At 54.6% G+C, this 16,222-nt stretch carries 14 protein-coding genes and 5 tRNA genes; 17 read left to right on the top strand and 2 right to left on the bottom strand.

Annotated features, from left to right (window positions below):
- Window positions 1-219 precede the first annotated feature (219 nt).
- From ACFO1S_RS11475 to ACFO1S_RS11440, 8 genes are read left to right on the top strand one after another with little or no spacing between them, the layout of a single operon-like run.
- Window positions 220-1,113: a carbohydrate ABC transporter permease gene (locus ACFO1S_RS11475; RefSeq protein WP_378126801.1), complete on the top strand. Its 894-nt coding sequence runs from the start codon at window positions 220-222 to the stop codon at window positions 1,111-1,113.
- Entirely contained in the window at window positions 1,113-1,955 is an 843-nt protein-coding gene (locus ACFO1S_RS11470) for a carbohydrate ABC transporter permease (protein WP_204606256.1), read from the top strand. Before ACFO1S_RS11475 ends, ACFO1S_RS11470 begins: the two co-directional genes overlap by 1 nt.
- Before the next feature lie 36 nt (window positions 1,956-1,991).
- Window positions 1,992-2,939, top strand: a complete 948-nt coding sequence (locus ACFO1S_RS11465; protein ID WP_378126800.1) for a sugar kinase — start codon at window positions 1,992-1,994, stop codon at window positions 2,937-2,939.
- A gap of 13 nt (window positions 2,940-2,952) precedes the next feature.
- The gene (hxlA, locus tag ACFO1S_RS11460; protein WP_204606257.1) at window positions 2,953-3,585 is read left to right on the top strand and encodes a 3-hexulose-6-phosphate synthase; all 633 of its coding nucleotides are present in this window, start codon (window positions 2,953-2,955) and stop codon (window positions 3,583-3,585) included.
- Window positions 3,582-4,136, top strand: a complete 555-nt coding sequence (hxlB, locus tag ACFO1S_RS11455; protein WP_204606258.1) for a 6-phospho-3-hexuloisomerase — start codon at window positions 3,582-3,584, stop codon at window positions 4,134-4,136. The genes hxlA and hxlB overlap by 4 nt, the downstream gene beginning before the upstream one ends.
- A gap of 17 nt (window positions 4,137-4,153) precedes the next feature.
- A complete protein-coding gene (locus ACFO1S_RS11450) occupies window positions 4,154-5,794 on the top strand; it encodes a hypothetical protein (RefSeq protein WP_204606259.1) in 1,641 nt (546 codons plus the stop codon).
- Window positions 5,795-5,842: 48 nt separating this feature from the next.
- Window positions 5,843-6,949 (top strand): LacI family DNA-binding transcriptional regulator, encoded by a 1,107-nt coding sequence (locus tag ACFO1S_RS11445; protein WP_204606260.1) that lies wholly within the window; start codon window positions 5,843-5,845, stop codon window positions 6,947-6,949.
- Window positions 6,950-6,970: 21 nt separating this feature from the next.
- Entirely contained in the window at window positions 6,971-7,438 is a 468-nt protein-coding gene (locus ACFO1S_RS11440) for a DinB family protein (protein WP_204606261.1), read from the top strand.
- 25 nt (window positions 7,439-7,463) lie between these two features.
- Here ACFO1S_RS11440 and ureC read toward each other — a convergent pair whose 3' ends face one another.
- Together ureC and ureA are read right to left on the bottom strand one after the other, a co-directional pair.
- On the bottom strand, window positions 7,464-9,176 hold the full coding sequence (ureC, locus tag ACFO1S_RS11435) for an urease subunit alpha (protein ID WP_204606262.1): 1,713 nt from the start codon (window positions 9,174-9,176) through the stop codon (window positions 7,464-7,466).
- Window positions 9,173-9,796, bottom strand: coding sequence for an urease subunit gamma (gene ureA / locus ACFO1S_RS11430; protein ID WP_204606263.1), 624 nt, complete (start codon window positions 9,794-9,796; stop codon window positions 9,173-9,175). Before ureA ends, ureC begins: the two co-directional genes overlap by 4 nt.
- 406 nt (window positions 9,797-10,202) lie before the next feature.
- Between ureA and ACFO1S_RS11425 the strand changes: the two genes are divergently transcribed.
- The 9 genes from ACFO1S_RS11425 (at window position 10,203) to ACFO1S_RS11385 (ending at window position 16,216) form a co-directional block, all read left to right on the top strand.
- Window positions 10,203-10,277 (top strand) — tRNA-Gly (locus tag ACFO1S_RS11425).
- Between the two features lie 6 nt (window positions 10,278-10,283).
- A tRNA-Arg gene (locus ACFO1S_RS11420) sits at window positions 10,284-10,360 on the top strand.
- A 21-nt stretch (window positions 10,361-10,381) separates the two neighbouring features.
- A tRNA-Pro gene (locus ACFO1S_RS11415) sits at window positions 10,382-10,458 on the top strand.
- Between the two features lie 9 nt (window positions 10,459-10,467).
- Window positions 10,468-10,541: transfer RNA gene (locus ACFO1S_RS11410), tRNA-Gly, on the top strand.
- 59 nt (window positions 10,542-10,600) lie between these two features.
- Window positions 10,601-10,677, top strand: a tRNA-Pro gene (locus tag ACFO1S_RS11405).
- A gap of 457 nt (window positions 10,678-11,134) precedes the next feature.
- Complete coding sequence (ppc, locus tag ACFO1S_RS11400; RefSeq protein WP_204606277.1) at window positions 11,135-13,927, top strand: phosphoenolpyruvate carboxylase; 2,793 nt, start codon at window positions 11,135-11,137, stop codon at window positions 13,925-13,927.
- 72 nt (window positions 13,928-13,999) lie between these two features.
- Entirely contained in the window at window positions 14,000-14,935 is a 936-nt protein-coding gene (locus ACFO1S_RS11395; protein ID WP_204606264.1) for an EamA family transporter, read from the top strand.
- Window positions 14,932-15,498 (top strand): RNA polymerase sigma factor SigW, encoded by a 567-nt coding sequence (gene sigW, locus ACFO1S_RS11390; RefSeq protein WP_204606265.1) that lies wholly within the window; start codon window positions 14,932-14,934, stop codon window positions 15,496-15,498. Before ACFO1S_RS11395 ends, sigW begins: the two co-directional genes overlap by 4 nt.
- A 103-nt stretch (window positions 15,499-15,601) precedes the next feature.
- On the top strand, window positions 15,602-16,216 hold the full coding sequence (locus tag ACFO1S_RS11385) for a zf-HC2 domain-containing protein (protein ID WP_204606278.1): 615 nt from the start codon (window positions 15,602-15,604) through the stop codon (window positions 16,214-16,216).
- Window positions 16,217-16,222 lie beyond the last annotated feature (6 nt).

Genomic DNA, 16,222 nt, shown 5'->3' with positions numbered 1-16,222 from the left:
TCAGAAAGTATAAGATGCAGACCTCCTTTATACTCATCTGATAGCGCGATACAAAACGTCTGTCGCCTTACTAAAGGTCGGCGAAGCCGTTTTTACTTGAACTATCAGAAAGTATAAGATGCAGACCTCCTTTATACTCATCTGATAGCGCGATACAAAACGTCTGTCGCCTTACTAAAGGTCGGCGAAGCCGTTTTTACTTGATGAGGAAGAACTGGAGTGATCGTGTTGAATGCGAAGAAAAATTTGTTCAGAAACACGGGGAGGCAACTCTTTTATACCGGTCCGGCGATTAGCATATTTGCGGCTGTCATGATTGTTCCTTTTGTATACGGGATTTATCTCACGTTCTTCAAGTGGGACGGGATTGCGTCGGAGATGCCCTTCGTCGGCATGACTAATTACCTGGATGTATTTCGCGACGAGGCCTTCTGGAAGTCCATGGCGCTGACCCTTCGATATGTGGCGGTATCGGTTCTCCTCATTAATGGAATAGGATTTATGCTCTCCTATTTGTTGGTCACATGGATGAAGCGGCAGAATTTCCTTCGGGCTTCGTTTTTTGCTCCGAGTCTCATCGGCGGGCTGGTGCTCGGTTTCTTATGGCAGTTTATTTTTCACAATTTCTTCGTGAAGATTGGCGATCAATTCGGCTGGGAGCTGTTCAGCAAATCCTGGCTCGGCAATGAAAAATTGGCTTTCTGGGCTCTTGTAGTGGTTACGGTATGGCACTATGCGGGTTACATGATGGTCATCTTCATTGCCGGATTAATGAATGTGCCTAAAGATATTATGGAAGCGGCCACCATCGATGGGGCTGGAAAGTGGAAGCAATTGCTGCGCATGATTCTGCCGCTGATGGTACCTTCCTTTATCGTGACGATCTTTTTGTCTTTGCAACGCAGCTTCATGGTCTACGATCTCAACTTTTCGTTAACCGAAGGCGGGCCCTACGGAAGCACGGTCATGACCTCGATGCATGTGTTTGACAAGGCGTTCCGCAGCTATAACTACGGGCTGGGCCAGGCAGAGGCGTTCGTCCTGTTCCTGATCGTCGCGATCATTACGATTACGCAGGTGTATTTCAGCAAGAAAATGGAGGTCGAACACTAGTGCCTATCACGTTATGGATTCGGAAGCTCCCGGTATATGTGATCGTACTGCTGGCCTTTCTACTGTTTGTGTTTCCTTTTGCGCTGCTGCTGTTGAATGCGTTCAAGTCCAATGCGGAGATTATCGAATCGCCCATGAGCTTCCCGACGACATTCCATTTCGAAAATTTCAAACTGGCCATCGATCAGATGAATTACTTCGGCAGTTTATTAAATACAGTGTTCATTACGTTGACCAGCGTGCTCATCATTTTACTGTTCTCGTCTATGACGGCCCATTATTTTGTGCGCAACCGCACCAGGTTCAACAACGGCATGTTTTTGTTGATGGTGTCGTCCATGATCATTCCCTTTCAGGCGATCATGATCCCGCTCGTCAGCGTGTACGGGAAGATGCTGGGCTGGATTAGCGGAGCGCCGCATCCAACGCTGATCTTTATGTATATCGGGTTCGGCACGCCGCTGGCCGTGTTTATTTATCATGGCTTTATCAAAAGCGTTCCGCTGGAGCTTGAGCAGGCTTCGCTTATCGACGGCTGCAACGGTAGACAGACTTTCTTCAAAATCGTGCTTCCGATCGTACTGCCTACTTCGGTGACCATCGGCATTCTGCATGTCTTGTGGATCTGGAACGACTTCCTGCTGCCGTTGATCGTGTTGCAGAATGCGGGCAAGGCCTATCTGACGCTGCCGCTTGCCATTCAGGTGTTCAAAGATATTTACTCCACGGATTATTCCAAATTCCTGCCCGGCATCCTGTTGACCATTATGCCGGTGCTCATTATTTATCTGTTCGTGCAGCGGTTCATTATCCAGGGAGTAACCCAAGGAGCGGTAAAATAGCAACGGAGACTATACCTACAGAAAAGAGAGATTGCCTTGAAGAAGGATTTGGATGTCATTACGATAGGTGACGGAATGGTAACCATGAATCCCCGCAGCAAGGGACCGTTGCGTCATGTCAACGAATTCGAGCGCAAGGTGGGAGGGGCGGAGCTGAATCTGGCGATCGGCTGCGCTAGATTGGGGCTCAGAACCGGCTGGATCAGCCGTCTTGGCAATGATGAGTTTGGCAAATACGTCTACCATTATGCCCGGGGAGAAGGCATCGACGTCACCCAGGTTGAATTGCTGGAGTCCTACGCCACATCCGTCAATTTCAAGGAAATTCGCGAAGACGGAAGCGGCCGGACCTTCTACTATAGAGCCGATTCGCCGACGTTAACGATATCTGAGGCGGATATTCATGCGGATTATATTAAACGCTCTCGGGTATTGCATATTACGGGGGTGTTCTCCGCGATTCGCAAGGATGATATGTCCGTCATCAGGAGAGCTATTCGGTTAGCCAAAGAGCATGATGTTCTGGTGTCCTTCGATCCGAACATTCGCTTGAGGCTATGGTCGAAGGAGGAGGCGAGGGCGGCGCTCACTGCGCTGCTGCCGGATGTCGACATCCTGCTGACCGGAGAAGAAGAAGCGGCCCTGCTGCTGGGAACCGGCGATCTCGACGAAATGCTGGCTGAATTCAGGAAGTACGGCATTTCCCGCATCGCGATCAAGCAGGGAGAAAGAGGATGCACGGTAGCCTCGCGGCAGGAGGTCATCCGCATGCCGGCTGTGCAAGTTCCGCAAGTGGTGGATACGGTCGGGGCCGGGGATGGCTTTAATGCCGGATTTCTGCTGGGCCACTTGAGGGATTGGCCGTTAGAGCGAATAGCCGCATTCGCCAATAAAGTCGGGTCCATGGTTGTGAGCGTGTCCGGAGACAACGAAGGTCTTCCTTATTATGAGGAAGTGGAAGCAAGCGAAATATTGGAACGATAGGCGGTGATGCTCCGTGAAGCTGCAGGTGGCGCTGGATCGATTGACGGAGGAAGAATGTCTACTGGTATTGAACGAGATTGGCGATCTGGCAGAGTGGATTGAAGTTGGAACGGGCGTCATCAAGCAATACGGCATGGCTATTGTAACGAGGATAAAGAAGAATTGGCCCGATGCGGTTCTTGTGGCCGATATGAAAACCTGCGACGCCGGGAAAAGCGAATCCAGCCAGGCTTTTCTGGCAGGAGCGGATGTGACGACGGTCATGGCCTTCGCGGACGACAGGACCATCACAGAAGCGTTGCGCATAGCCGAGCAGCAAGGCAAGCAAGTTATGATTGATTTATTGGGTGTGGTCGACGTCGAACGAATCGACCGTCTCTATGAACTTGGGGCGAGGCTGTTCTCGGTGCACCGCGGCAAGGACATGCAGGAGCAATCCGGGCAGGCTGCTGCGGATGTTCCGTTCATGGAGCATCTTCGCACGCTGCCCGATGCCCGCTTCTCCTATGCGGGAGGCGTCAACGAGCACACGATAGCGCGGCTTGTTCCCTATCGGCCCGATGTGCTGATTGTGGGCGGCGCCATTACAGGCGCAACGGATCGAAGAGCGGCCGCGCAACGGATACGGGGGGAAATGACAGGATGAAAGCATTGTTTACGGGCATTCTGGAGGAGATTACGGGCGTATTGCGGAACGTCGACGAAGAGAAGTGTCTGGCCTTCGCGGAGAGAATTCGCCATGCCAAGCGGATCTTCATAGCGGGAGAAGGCCGATCGGGCCTAATGGGCAAGGCGTTCGCCATGCGGCTAATGCATGCCGATTATCCGGCTTTTGTCGTTGGCGAGACGATTACTCCCAATGTCGAACAGGGAGATATGCTGCTTGCGATCTCGGGCTCGGGCACGACGGGCAGCATACAGCTGTATGTCGGCCAGGCCAAGCGGGCAGGGGCTGACGTTGTGCTGATCACCACGAATGAGGCCTCGCAGCTGGCCGAAAGCAGCGACTTTGTTCTGCGACTGCCCGCGGCGACGAAACGGCGCCTGGCAGACGAACCGGAGACCATTCAGCCGCTCGGCAATCAGTTCGACCAAAGCCTGCATCTGCTGCTTGATGCGGTAATGATTCATATCGTGCGGGCGTCGGCCTTGGACCCGCAGGAGCTGATGGCCAGACGGCATACGAACTTGCAATAGAAGGAGCGTGACGCAGAATGAAGCTATACAATCATGTGGAGCTGCCGGCGCAATGGCCGCCGCGCATCGTCGAGACGACACTGGATCAGCCTCCTTCCAAGGAGCACCGAAAGCAATGGCCGGATGTCGTGAATATTGCCCTGGGCAGGCAGCTGTTCGTAGACGATTTTCTTATTGAGACGACTGATTTGAACCGGGTCTTCCATCAGCCGACGCTTGCGGAGCAGCCGGTCTTCGTTCCGGAAACACCGTTGGAAATGGATGGCGGAAATATTCCTTGCGCCTGTCCGTTTAATGACGGCATCTTCTATGATGACGAGGACGGCAAATTCAAGATGTGGTATCAGGCAGGCTGGTTTGACGGCGTGGCGTATGCGGAAAGCAATGACGGGATTCATTGGACAAGACTGACGGAGATCGATGCGACTCGCGCGAACGATCGGGTCATTCCGGAGGAGCAAGGCGCGCTGCGCGACGGAGCGGCGGTGTGGATTGATTATCACGCTGCCGAGCCGGACGAGAGGTACAAAATGATGGTCTTCTTCCGCAAGTTCGGCGAGGAGCCGGTAACCTATCTGACCATGCCCAAGCACTTCCATGATGTCCCCGGCTCCGTTCCCCCGAAGGAGATGATCAAGCTGTACAAGTCGGCTAATGGCATCGATTGGGCGGAGGCCGGCGAGACGGGGATGGCCGGGGATAATTCGACCTTCTTCTATAATCCGTTTACGCGGAAGTGGGTGTTCAGCTTAAGAACGTTCTCGGCCTTGGACAGCCGCGTACGAACCCGAGGATATTATGAGACGGAGGATTTCTTCCACGGGACGCAATGGAAGGCCGAGGACATTCGTTACTGGGCCCGAACGGATATCTACGACAGACCCGATCCCGAGCTTGGCTATTATACGCAGCTGTACAATCTGGACGCTACGCCGTATGAGAGTCTTATGCTAGGCGTGTACACCGTCTTCCTCGGCCCGCCGAACACGGTCTGCGAACGAACCGGAAGCCTGAAGATCACCGATCTCAAGCTTGCTTTCAGCCGTGACGGGTTTCACTGGGAGCGTCCGACCTATGAGCCTTTTATCGCCTCCTCCAAGGTGGCGGGACGCTGGGACAATGGCTATGCGCATTCCCCCAACGGGGTATGTCTGGTCGTGGGGGACGAACTGTATATGTATGTTTCCATGTTCTCCGGAGTTTCCCCCAATCTGGGCGTCCATGAATATGCGGGAGGCTCTCTGGGCCTTGCGAAGCTGCGGAGAGACGGCTTCTCCTCCTTGACGGATGACGGTCAAGGCGGCAGCGTGACGACGAAGAAGCTGATTTTCTCGGGCGATCGTCTGTTCGTCAATGCGGATGCCGCGCAAGGAAAGTTTTACGCCGAGGTGCTGGACGAAGCGGGAGAGGTTATTCCCGGTTTCTCCAAGGATCAATGCGAGCCGATCGGAGTGGACAGCACCTGCGTACAGATCCGCTGGATTGGAGGAAATCTGGAAGCGGTGGCGAATCGTACAATAAAGCTGCGTTTTTATCTGGAGAAGGCATCCTTATATGCGTTCTGGATAACGGCAGACGAGGAAGGGCGCAGCGGCGGCTATATGGCGGCGGGCGGCCCGGGCTTTCATAAAGGCCAGGATGTCCGAAGGAACGGTTAGTTCAACTTTTTGATGCAAGCATGAAATATCGGTTTAGGTGGGGAAGTCATGGCAAAAGGGAAAAGAGCGACTTTGTCTGATGTGGCCAAGTCTTCGAACGTCTCCAAAAGCACCGTGTCGCAGTACTTGAATCATCGCTACGAGTATATGTCTGCCGAGACCAAGGCCAGAATTGAAGCTGCGATTGACGAGCTGGGCTATCAGCCCAATATTCTGGCCAGAAGTCTCAAGCAAAAAACAACGGCAACGATCGGCGTGATCGTGGCCAATCTTCTCCATCGTTTCTCGACTGAAGTGACCCGCGCTATTGAGGATTACTGCCACCACCATGACTATCACGTAATTATTTGCAATACGGACGAGGATCCGTCCAAGGAAAAGAAGTACGTGGAGATGCTTATCGCCAAGCAGGTCGACGGCCTGATCATCGTTCCGACATGCAATAACATGGAGCTGTATCAGCGGTTCGTAGACGATCATTATCCGGTTGTTTTTCTCGATCGCAAAATGGAAGGACTTCCCCTCCCTACCGTCGTCATGGATAACATCGGCTCCTCCTATATCTGTACGTCGCATCTGATTGCCCACGGTCATGAAAGGATTGCCATCATGACGCCGCCTCGCCATATCAGCTCGCGCGCAGAGCGTATCGAGGGCTACGAGGCCGCGCTGCGCGATCACGGCATTCCGATCCGCCCGGAGTACATCAAGAGCACGCGTATCGACGAAGCGATACCGGAGCTGGCGCGGATGCTGACCCTGGAGGATCGTCCGACCGCTTTGCTAGCAGGCAACGACTTGATTCTAATGGAAGTCCTGAGCTATATGATGGAGAATGGGATTCGGTTTCCCGAGGATATTGCGCTGGTGCTGATCGATGATGTTAATTTCACCGATTTTCTTCCTTCGCCGTTAACCACGTTCGAGCATCCTGTCGGCCGCATGGGCCGGAAAGCGGCGGAAATGCTGCTTGACCAAATCAAATCGGGGCAGACGACGGCTTCGCCCGATTCTCAGCTTGTTGTTTTCAAGGGAAGTCTGCATGTGAGGAAGTCGTGCGGCGGGCCGTTGCCGGAGCCTCTGGCATTCTTGCAGGGGGAAGAAGAGAATGGAACTGACCCGAATGAACGGCAGGCGAACGAAGGTTCGTTATAAGGCGGAAAGGCGGAGGCAAGGATGAAAACGATCGTTCGAATGATGGAGCACTTATTCTGGGCTAACGAGCGGCTGTTCACGGATTTGAGCGGAAGAGAAGACGCGGATACGGAGATCGTCCGCCTGCTTCGCCATATTGTCGTGGCGGAGGAGGTATGGATTACCCGTCTGGAGGGGAATTCGAGCGGGCACCTGATCTTGTGGGGAGAAGCGGAACTGCCTGCGTTGAGGGAGCAGATTCAAAATAACGAACGTCGCTACCGAGACTATATCGGCCGATTGACGGAGGAGAAGCTGGATGCGACCGTTCGCTATTCGAGCCAGAGCGGCGTTCCGTTCCAAGACACTGTGCGGGATATTCTCGCTCATGTGGCTCTGCACGGCCAATATCATCGGGGACAGATCAACCGCGCTGTCACAGCGCGAATGGGCAGTCCGGCAGTGCTGGATTATATTGTTTTCTGCAGGGATGAAAAGGAGAAAGGCTGAGGGGAGCCTTTCTCCTTTTTTTTCATTACAAGAGGGAATAACGTTGCGCGAGAGGGAGGAAATCGACGGGGGCGGAAACCAGCTTCTCGCCGTTGACGGTTACCGCATACGTCTGCGGATCGACGGCAATGTCGGGCGTCTCCACATTGTGGATCAAATCCTTCTTGGATATCCCGCGGCAATTCCGGACGGGAAGGAGCTGCTTGCGCAGGCCAAGCGGCTCCAATGTCCCGTTGGCGAGAGAGGCTTGCGATACGAAGGTTGCGCTGAGCGCCGCTTGCGCTCCGCCGTAGCTTCCGAACATCGGACGGTACATATAGGGCTGCGGCGTGGCGATGGAGGCGTTCGGATCGCCCATGCCGGCGTGAACGATCATCCCGCTTTTAAGCACCAGCTCCGGCTTGGCTCCGAAGAAGGCAGGCTTCCACAGGACGAGATCCGCCATTTTGCCGACCTTGATCGATCCGACGTAAGCGGAGATGCCATGAGCGATTGCCGGGTTGATCGTGTACTTGGCGATATATCGTTTGACCCGATTGTTGTCCGAGGAGGCGTCGGAGCCGAGCGGGCCGCGTTGCTTTTTCATTTTGTCCGCCGTCTGCCAGGTTCTCATCGCCACTTCGCCGACGCGCCCCATCGCCTGGGAGTCGGAGCTGGTCATGCTGATCGCGCCGATATCGTGGAGGATATCTTCGGCCCCGATCGTCTCCGCGCGGATACGCGAAGCGGCGAAAGCGACATCCTCGGGAATGCGAGGGTCGAGGTGGTGGCAGATCATGAGCATATCCAGATGCTCGTCTACGGTGTTGACTGTATAAGGCATCGTCGGGCTGGTGGAGGAAGGAAGCACGTTCGGCATGGAGGCTACGCGAAGCAAATCCGGCGCATGGCCGCCGCCGGCGCCTTCGGTATGATACGTATGAATGGTTCTTCCCTTGAAGGCGTTCAGGCTATCCTCTACGAAGCCCGCTTCATTAAGTGTGTCGGTATGAATGTTGACCTGAACGTCCAATTGCTCCGCTACGCTCATGCACTTGTCGATAACGTAGGGCGTGCTGCCCCAATCCTCGTGAATCTTTAACCCTGCCGCTCCGGCGTTTACTTGCTCGATCAGCGCTTGCGGATTCGAGCTGTTTCCTCTGCCTAGAAACACCAGATTAATCGGCAGCGCATCCGTGGCCTGCAGCATGCGCTGCAGATTCCAGACGCCGGAGGTGCAGTTGGTGGCCAGCGTCCCGGTTGCGGGTCCGGTGCCGCCGCCTACGAAGGTGGTAACGCCGCTCTGCAGCGCGATTTCCACTTGCTGAGGACTGATGAAGTGAACGTGGCTGTCCACGCCTCCTGCGGTTACGATCAGATTTTCCGCGGATATGACCTCCGTGCCGACTCCGATGATCATCCCGGGCGTAACGCCGTCCATCATATACGGATTGCCGGCCTTGCCGATGCCGCAGATTATCCCGTCCCTAACGCCGATGTCGGCTTTGACAATCCCCCAATGATCGAGGATAAGAGCGTTGGTCAGAACAAGGTCGAGCACGCCTTCCCCGCGGGTTGCCAACGGATGCTGTCCCATTCCGTCGCGAATGACTTTGCCGCCTCCGAAGACGCACTCGTCTCCATATACGGTGAAGTCCTTCTCGATTTCTATCCATAGCGAAGTATCCGCAAGGCGCACGCGGTCTCCGGTTGTCGGTCCATACATGCTGGCATAGGTTGCGCGATCAATCGTTCTCATACGTCCACCCTTCCGTTAATCAGACCTGCAAATCCATGGACTTCTCTAGTTCCGCCGATCTGGACGAGGTCCACGGTTCTGGTTTCCCCCGGCTCGAACCGAACCGACAGGCCGGAGGGGATATCGAGGCGGTAGCCTTGAACGCCATCGCGATCGAAGGCAAGCGCGGGGTTCGTCTCGTAAAAGTGGAAGTGGGAGCCGACCTGAATCGGCCGATCGCCGGTGTTGGTCACTGCGCGCTGCATGCGGGGGCGATCGGGAACGAGCGATATCGGCTCCTCGCGCAGATCGTATTCGCCTGCGATAAGCTCGCCGGGTCCGCGAATCGGATCGTGAACCGATACGAGCTTCGTTCCGTCCGGGAACGTAGCTTCCACCTGCACCTCGGACAGAAGGGAGGCGATTCCCTCCATCACTTGATCGGCGCCGAGCAGGTGCCGGGCTTCCTCCATGAGAGCGGCAACGGATTTTCCGTCTCTTGCCCCTTCGATGACGTAGCCGGAGATCAAAGCGACCGCTTCCGGATAATTAAGCTTTACTCCGCGCGCAAGCCTTTTTTGGGCCAGCTCCGAAGCCAGGTACAGCAATAATTTGTCGCGCTCCTGATGAGTCAGATGCATTGCGGATCGCCTCCATAAAATTTGATTTCATCATGTTTATGTAATTAAACATGACGTTAAAACTGAGTTCGAACAATAAAAGCGCATCATGATGTGGATTTATGTTATTAATTTACATAAATTTAGCATAAGGACAAAATAAACGTCAATAACGTGTTATAAAACATAACAAATAGGCTTGATGATCCGTAATGGAGGGTGTTGTTTTTTGCTTGCAAGCGAGTCTTTGGAGCGGGAGGGAAGGGGGAGGGAATAAAGAGGCGTTTTAGGCCGTTAAACGCCGCTTCAAAAAAAATAAAAAAAATTTGGACGAAATGCTTGCAATGCGGAAATATCTTTGATATATTATTTCTTGTCGCTCAAAGCGCTAACGACTGAAGGCAAGAGTGGCGGCAACCTCCCAAATGCGGAAATAGCTCAGTGGTAGAGCATCTCGTTGCCAACGAGAAGGTCGCGGGTTCGAGCCCCGTTTTCCGCTCCATAAGATGCGCCCTTAGCTCAGCTGGATAGAGCGTTTGACTACGAATCAAAAGGCCGGGAGTTCGAATCTCTCAGGGCGCGCCATTTTTACAAAATGAACATTGTCGGGACGTAGCTCAGCTTGGTAGAGCACCTGGTTTGGGACCAGGGGGTCGCATGTTCGAATCGTGTCGTCCCGACCATCATCATACGCGGGTGTAGTTCAATGGTAGAACTTCAGCCTTCCAAGCTGATAGCGTGGGTTCGATTCCCATCACCCGCTCCATTACATAATCGTAAGCTTCCTTAAGCGGGGCTTTTTTTTAACCCTGCAGGCTTATTCATCGGGACGTAGCTCAGCTTGGTAGAGCACCTGGTTTGGGACCAGGGGGTCGCATGTTCGAATCGTGTCGTCCCGACCATTACAATCACAATTTCATGAAGCAACGAATAAAGCCCTCGCGAAGAGGGCTTTTTATGTTGTTAAGCTTACGTCGGCTAGTCGCGTTGCTCTTTTTTTAAGGAGGCTGCTGCCAACGTGAGGATAACGAGATATTCCTTGAGCGGGAAATTCATCCTTTTCATTGTACACCTCTCCTAACGATCCAAGGATTGCGCAGTATGCGATGTAAGGCGCCGCTGCTTCTTTTTACCCCGTTGCCGGACGGTCTAAACGATATTTTACGGCGATATCCTGAATTTTAAGAAGATTTTCGACGATCATTGTAGTATGATAAAGGTTAGAGTTTTTATTCGAAAAGTGCCGAGACTGCCGTCCGGCAGAGGACTCCTGTTGTATCGGTCGATGCGTGGGCAATTCCCGTCTTGACGGACGGATAAGCAACCTAATAACGAAATGCAAGGTTTGGGGTGGGTATGATGACGGAAACGACTGCAGCTCAACGTTCTTCTTCTAATCATCTGCTGCGCAGGGATGTGCGCTTCCTGGGTAATATACTGGGTGAAGTGCTGGTGCATCAGGGCGGTCGGGAGTTGCTGGAGCATGTTGAGAAGATTCGGGAGATGAGCAAAGCGCTGCGCGCGGAGTATTTGCCCGAATTGTACGAGGGCTTTATTCAAACGGTTCGAGGCCTGGAGCCGGGCATTCGGCATCAGGTAATTCGGGCATTCGCCATCTACTTTCAATTGGTCAATATCGCGGAACAGAATCATCGGATTCGCCGCAAGCGCGATTACGAGCGTTCGGCCGGCGAATCGGTTCAGCCGGGCTCGATTGAGAGCGTCGTGCAGGATTTGAAGGAGAAGAACCTTCCCGTGGAACAGGTTCGCCAACTGCTGAACGGCATTTCTCTGGAGCTGGTGATGACGGCGCATCCGACGGAAGCGACGCGCAGAGACGTGCTGGATATCCACAAGCGCATCGCCGACGAGGTGATGGAGCTGGATAATCCGACGCTCACTTATCGCGAGCGGGAGAAGCTTCGCGAGAAGCTTATGAACGAGGTGCTGACGCTCTGGCAGACCGACGAGCTGCGGGAACGCAAGCCGACCGTGCTCGACGAAGTGCGCAACGGCATGTACTACTTTCACGAGACGCTGTTCGAGGTGCTTCCGGATGTATATGAAGAGCTGGAACGCTGCTTGGAAAAATATTACCCGGAAGTCCAATGGCACGTGCCGACCTATTTGCAGTTCGGCTCGTGGATCGGCGGAGACCGGGACGGCAATCCTTCGGTTACGTCGGATGTGACCTGGCAGACGCTCAAGATGCAGCGCAACCTGGTCATTCATAAGTACGAGAACAGCCTTCGCGAGATCGGTCGCCAGCTGAGCTTCAGCACGACGATTGTAGAGGTCACGGAAGAGCTGCACCAATCGATCCGCGAGGACGGCCTTAATGTGAAGCTGCGGACGGTGGAGCCGTGGACCAACGATAAGGAGCCGTATCGGGTCAAGCTCAGATATATGCTGCAGAAGCTGCAGAACATGAGGGAAGACGAATTTATCGGCACGAAGCAGCGCTATCATACGGTAGCGGACTTTACGGCCGATATCGAGATTCTCGATCGCAGCCTGCGTCATCATTATGCCGATTTCGTAGCGAACGCGTACCTGAAGAAGCTGATTCGCCAGGTAGAGCTGTTCGGCTTCCACCTTGCCGCGCTGGATGTGCGCCAGCACAGCAAGGAGCATGAGAACACGATGGCGGAGCTGCTGTCCAAGACCGACGTTGCGGCGAGCTATCCGGAGCTGTCGGAGCAGGAGAAGATCGACCTGCTGCACGGATTGCTCAGCAGCGACAAGCCGCTTCTATCGGCAGGAATCGAGCTCAGCGAATCGAGCAAGGAATGTCTGGATGTGTACCACACGATCTACAGGGCGCAGCAGGAGTTCGGCGTAGGCTGCATTACAAGCTATCTGATCAGTATGTCTGAAGCGGCCAGCGATATTCTGGAAGTGATGGTGTTCGCCAAGGAAGCGGGAATTTTCCGCCGCGATGAGAACGGGAAGGTCGTATGCACGCTGCAGGCGGCTCCCTTGTTCGAAACGATTGACGATCTTCACGCCGCGCCGCAGATCATGGATACGCTGTTCAACCTTCCGGTCTACCGCGAGAGCTTGGCGGCAATGGGCAATCTCCACGAAATCATGCTCGGGTACTCCGATAGCAACAAGGACGGCGGCATGGTCACGGCGAACTGGGAGCTGCGGGTTGCGCTGAACGAGCTGACGCGTACGGCCAAGGCGCATAACGTGCTTCTCAAGTTTTTCCATGGACGCGGAGGCGCGTTGGGACGGGGCGGCATGCCGCTGAACCGGAGCATTCTCGCGCAGCCGCCGCATACGATCGGCGGAGGCATCAAGATTACGGAGCAAGGCGAGGTATTGTCCTCCCGCTATTCGATGAGGGGAATCGCCTACCGAAGCCTGGAGCAGGCTACGGGAGCCTTGATTACGGGGGCATACTTGTCCCGCAATCCGGCGCAAGAGAGCTCTATTGAGACGCAATGGGAAGAGATTATGCGCGACATATCCGTCGATGCGCAGACCAAATATCAGGATCTCATCTTCCGCGATCCCGACTTCATGACGTTCTTCAAGGAATCGACTCCGCTGCCGGAGGTAGGCGAGCTGAACATCGGATCGCGGCCTTCCAAGCGCAAGGGCAGCGACCGCTTCGAGGATCTGCGCGCAATTCCTTGGGTGTTCGCCTGGACGCAAAGCCGTTATCTTCTGCCGGCTTGGTACGCTGCGGGAACGGCCTTCTCGAAGTTCGTGAACGGCGACTCGGAACGTCTGGAAACCTTGAAGACGATGTATCGGGAGTACTCGTTCTTCAGATCGCTGATCGATAACCTGCAGATGGCGCTGGGCAAGGCCGATCTGATGATTGCGCGGCAATACGCCGGCATGATCGAGGACGAGACGATTAAAGCCCGCATCTTCACGCAGATTGAAGAAGAATACGCGAAGACGAAAGAAATGATTCTTTTGATTACCGGCCAAGAGGACATTCTCGACAATGTGCCGGTCATTCAAGAGTCGATTCGCCTGCGCAACCCTTATGTCGATCCGTTGAGCTACATGCAAGTACAATTGCTGACAGAGCTAAGGGGCTTGCGCGCGCAAAACGGCGACGACGCCGAGCTTCTGCGCGAGGTGCTGCTGACGATCAACGGCATAGCGGCGGGACTGCGCAATACGGGCTGATTCATAACGCAGAAGGAAGGCCCGGGGCTCTACCCGGGCTTTTCTTTTGTCCCTAAGGAAGGTTGGTCTTGGATGGACAGTACGAGGAATTCTTTCCTCGCCATCTTGCTGGTGTTGGCGGGGGCGGCAAGCTACGGACTGTTGGCCCCATTGTTCAAGCTCGCGGTTCAGGACGGGCTGGGCGTAGCCGGGCTTACCTGCATGCAGGTGCTCTCGGGAGCTGCCCTGTTGTGGGCGGCCGTCGGGCTGGGCAGACGGCGCAGGAAGGCTGGAGCTCTAGCGGAAACGTGGCAAGCCTGGCTCAAGCTCGCTATAATCGGAATAGCGGGCTTGTCGCTTACGACCGTATTCTACAACGAAGCTTTGTCGCGTTTGGACGCATCGCTCGGAATCGTCTTGCTTTTTCAGTTTACGTGGATTACGATTCTGCTAGAAAGCATTCGCCGTCGACAATGGCCGAGCAAGCCGGAGCTTGTCGCGCTGCTGTGCATCGCGGTCGGCACCGTGCTGGCGGTGGGGCTGCTGGAGCAGGATTTAAGCCGCGCGGACGGCGTGGGCATACTGCTGGGGCTCCTGTCGGCGATAACCTATAGCTTATTCTTCTTCCTGACGGGGTTTCTGCCGGTTCGACTCGATCCGATGGCGAAATCCGCAGTCATGTCGACCGCTTCCTTCCTGTTCGTCCTGCTTCTGCACTTTCCCGCGCTGGCGGGGGAGGGCTTCAGCATCGGACTATTCGGTTGGGGAACGCTATTGGGAATCGTGGGTACCGCTTTTCCCTTTTTCTGTTTTAACTACGGTATTCCCCGGCTCGGAGGAGGAATGGCGGCTTTGCTTGGCTCGATGGAGCTTCCGGCTGCCATTATCGCTGCATACTTTCTCCTGGGCGAGCCTCTGACCCTCTGGCAGGGCGCGGGAGTTGCGCTAATTCTTGCGGGAATCAGAGCGGCGCAAGGCAAATCGCAGCAATTGGTGACGGACGGGAAAGAAGGTGAGTCGCAACTTTGAAGCCAGTTGAGACACGGCTGGCGCGTCTGGCCCTGAAGGGGGATCAGCGCGCCTTCGCCGAGATCGTGGATATGTACAAGGACAAGCTGTATCATCTGGCTTACCGGATGACGGGAAACCGTCAGGAGGCGGAGGACGTCGTACAGGAGGCCTTCCTTCGGGTATACAAAAACCTGGACCGGTATGACGAAAATCAGAAATTTTCCACCTGGATCTACCGCATTGCGACCAATCTTTGCATTGATCGGCTGCGGAAAAGAAAGGCCGTCTATTCGCTGGATGCCGAATCGGGCGATCATGAGGGGTTGGACGGCTATTCGATGCTTCCGAGCGACGACAGAACGCCGGAGAGCGAATTGCTGCTGTCGGAGACGCAGCGGCTTATTCAAGAATCCATCGCGACGCTGCCCGTCAAATATAAGTCGGTGATGATTCTGCGTTATCTGCAGGATCTCTCCTTGCAGGAAATTTCCGATGTGCTGGACATGCCCGTAACGACGGTGAAGACGCGGGTGCATCGCGGACGGGAATTCCTTAGGAAAAAACTGGAGCACAAGCTGTGATTTTTTTCAGAGAAATATGTGAAACCGCTCCATGCAACCGCACGTACAGTATAGAAGCATCGATTGCGGGGAGCAGTTCCCGCTGAGGAAAGGGATGGCTGATATGAAGTGCAACGTCGCCGTCATGTCTATGCATGATTATTTGGATGGGGACTTGGCACGTGAGGAGATCATACAGCTGCAGCAGCATCTGCGTGAATGCCCGTCGTGCTACGCTCGTTATGAAGCGCTGGAACGAACCGATGCGCTCGTGAAGGCTCAACCTAAAGAGAAGGCGCCGCAACAGCTCGGCGACCGAATCATGAAAGCTTTGCCCAGTCCCAGACGCCCTGCGGCGTGGACCTCGTGGGTTCGCCGGCATCCGGCTGTCTCGGCCGCAGCGATCTTCATGGTCGTCATGCTGTCGAGCTTCGTTTCCATGTGGAATCAAAGTCAGGAGCTTTCCGTCTCGGGGCCGGATTTGCAGCATGTCGTTATTGAGGGGAAGAAGGTTATCGTACCTGCCGGGCAGAAGGTGTCCGGCGATTTGACGGTTGTTAACGGAGACGTTCAGGTGCTCGGGGACTTGGACGGGAATCTTACGGTCATAGACGGACATCTGACTCCGCTGGCGTCTACGGCGCATATTGCGGGGGAAATCAAGACGATCGATCGGGCCGTGGATTGGTTCTGGTATAAGGTAAGCTCATTCTTCGGATCGCTGGCCTACGGCTCCTAGGAAGGA

It is taken from the genome of Cohnella boryungensis, assembly GCF_042651945.1.
GTDB classification, from domain to species: domain Bacteria; phylum Bacillota; class Bacilli; order Paenibacillales; family Paenibacillaceae; genus Cohnella; species Cohnella boryungensis.
The sequence above is the reverse complement of the archived record's forward strand: the minus strand, read 5'-3'. Positions and strand labels throughout refer to the sequence as shown.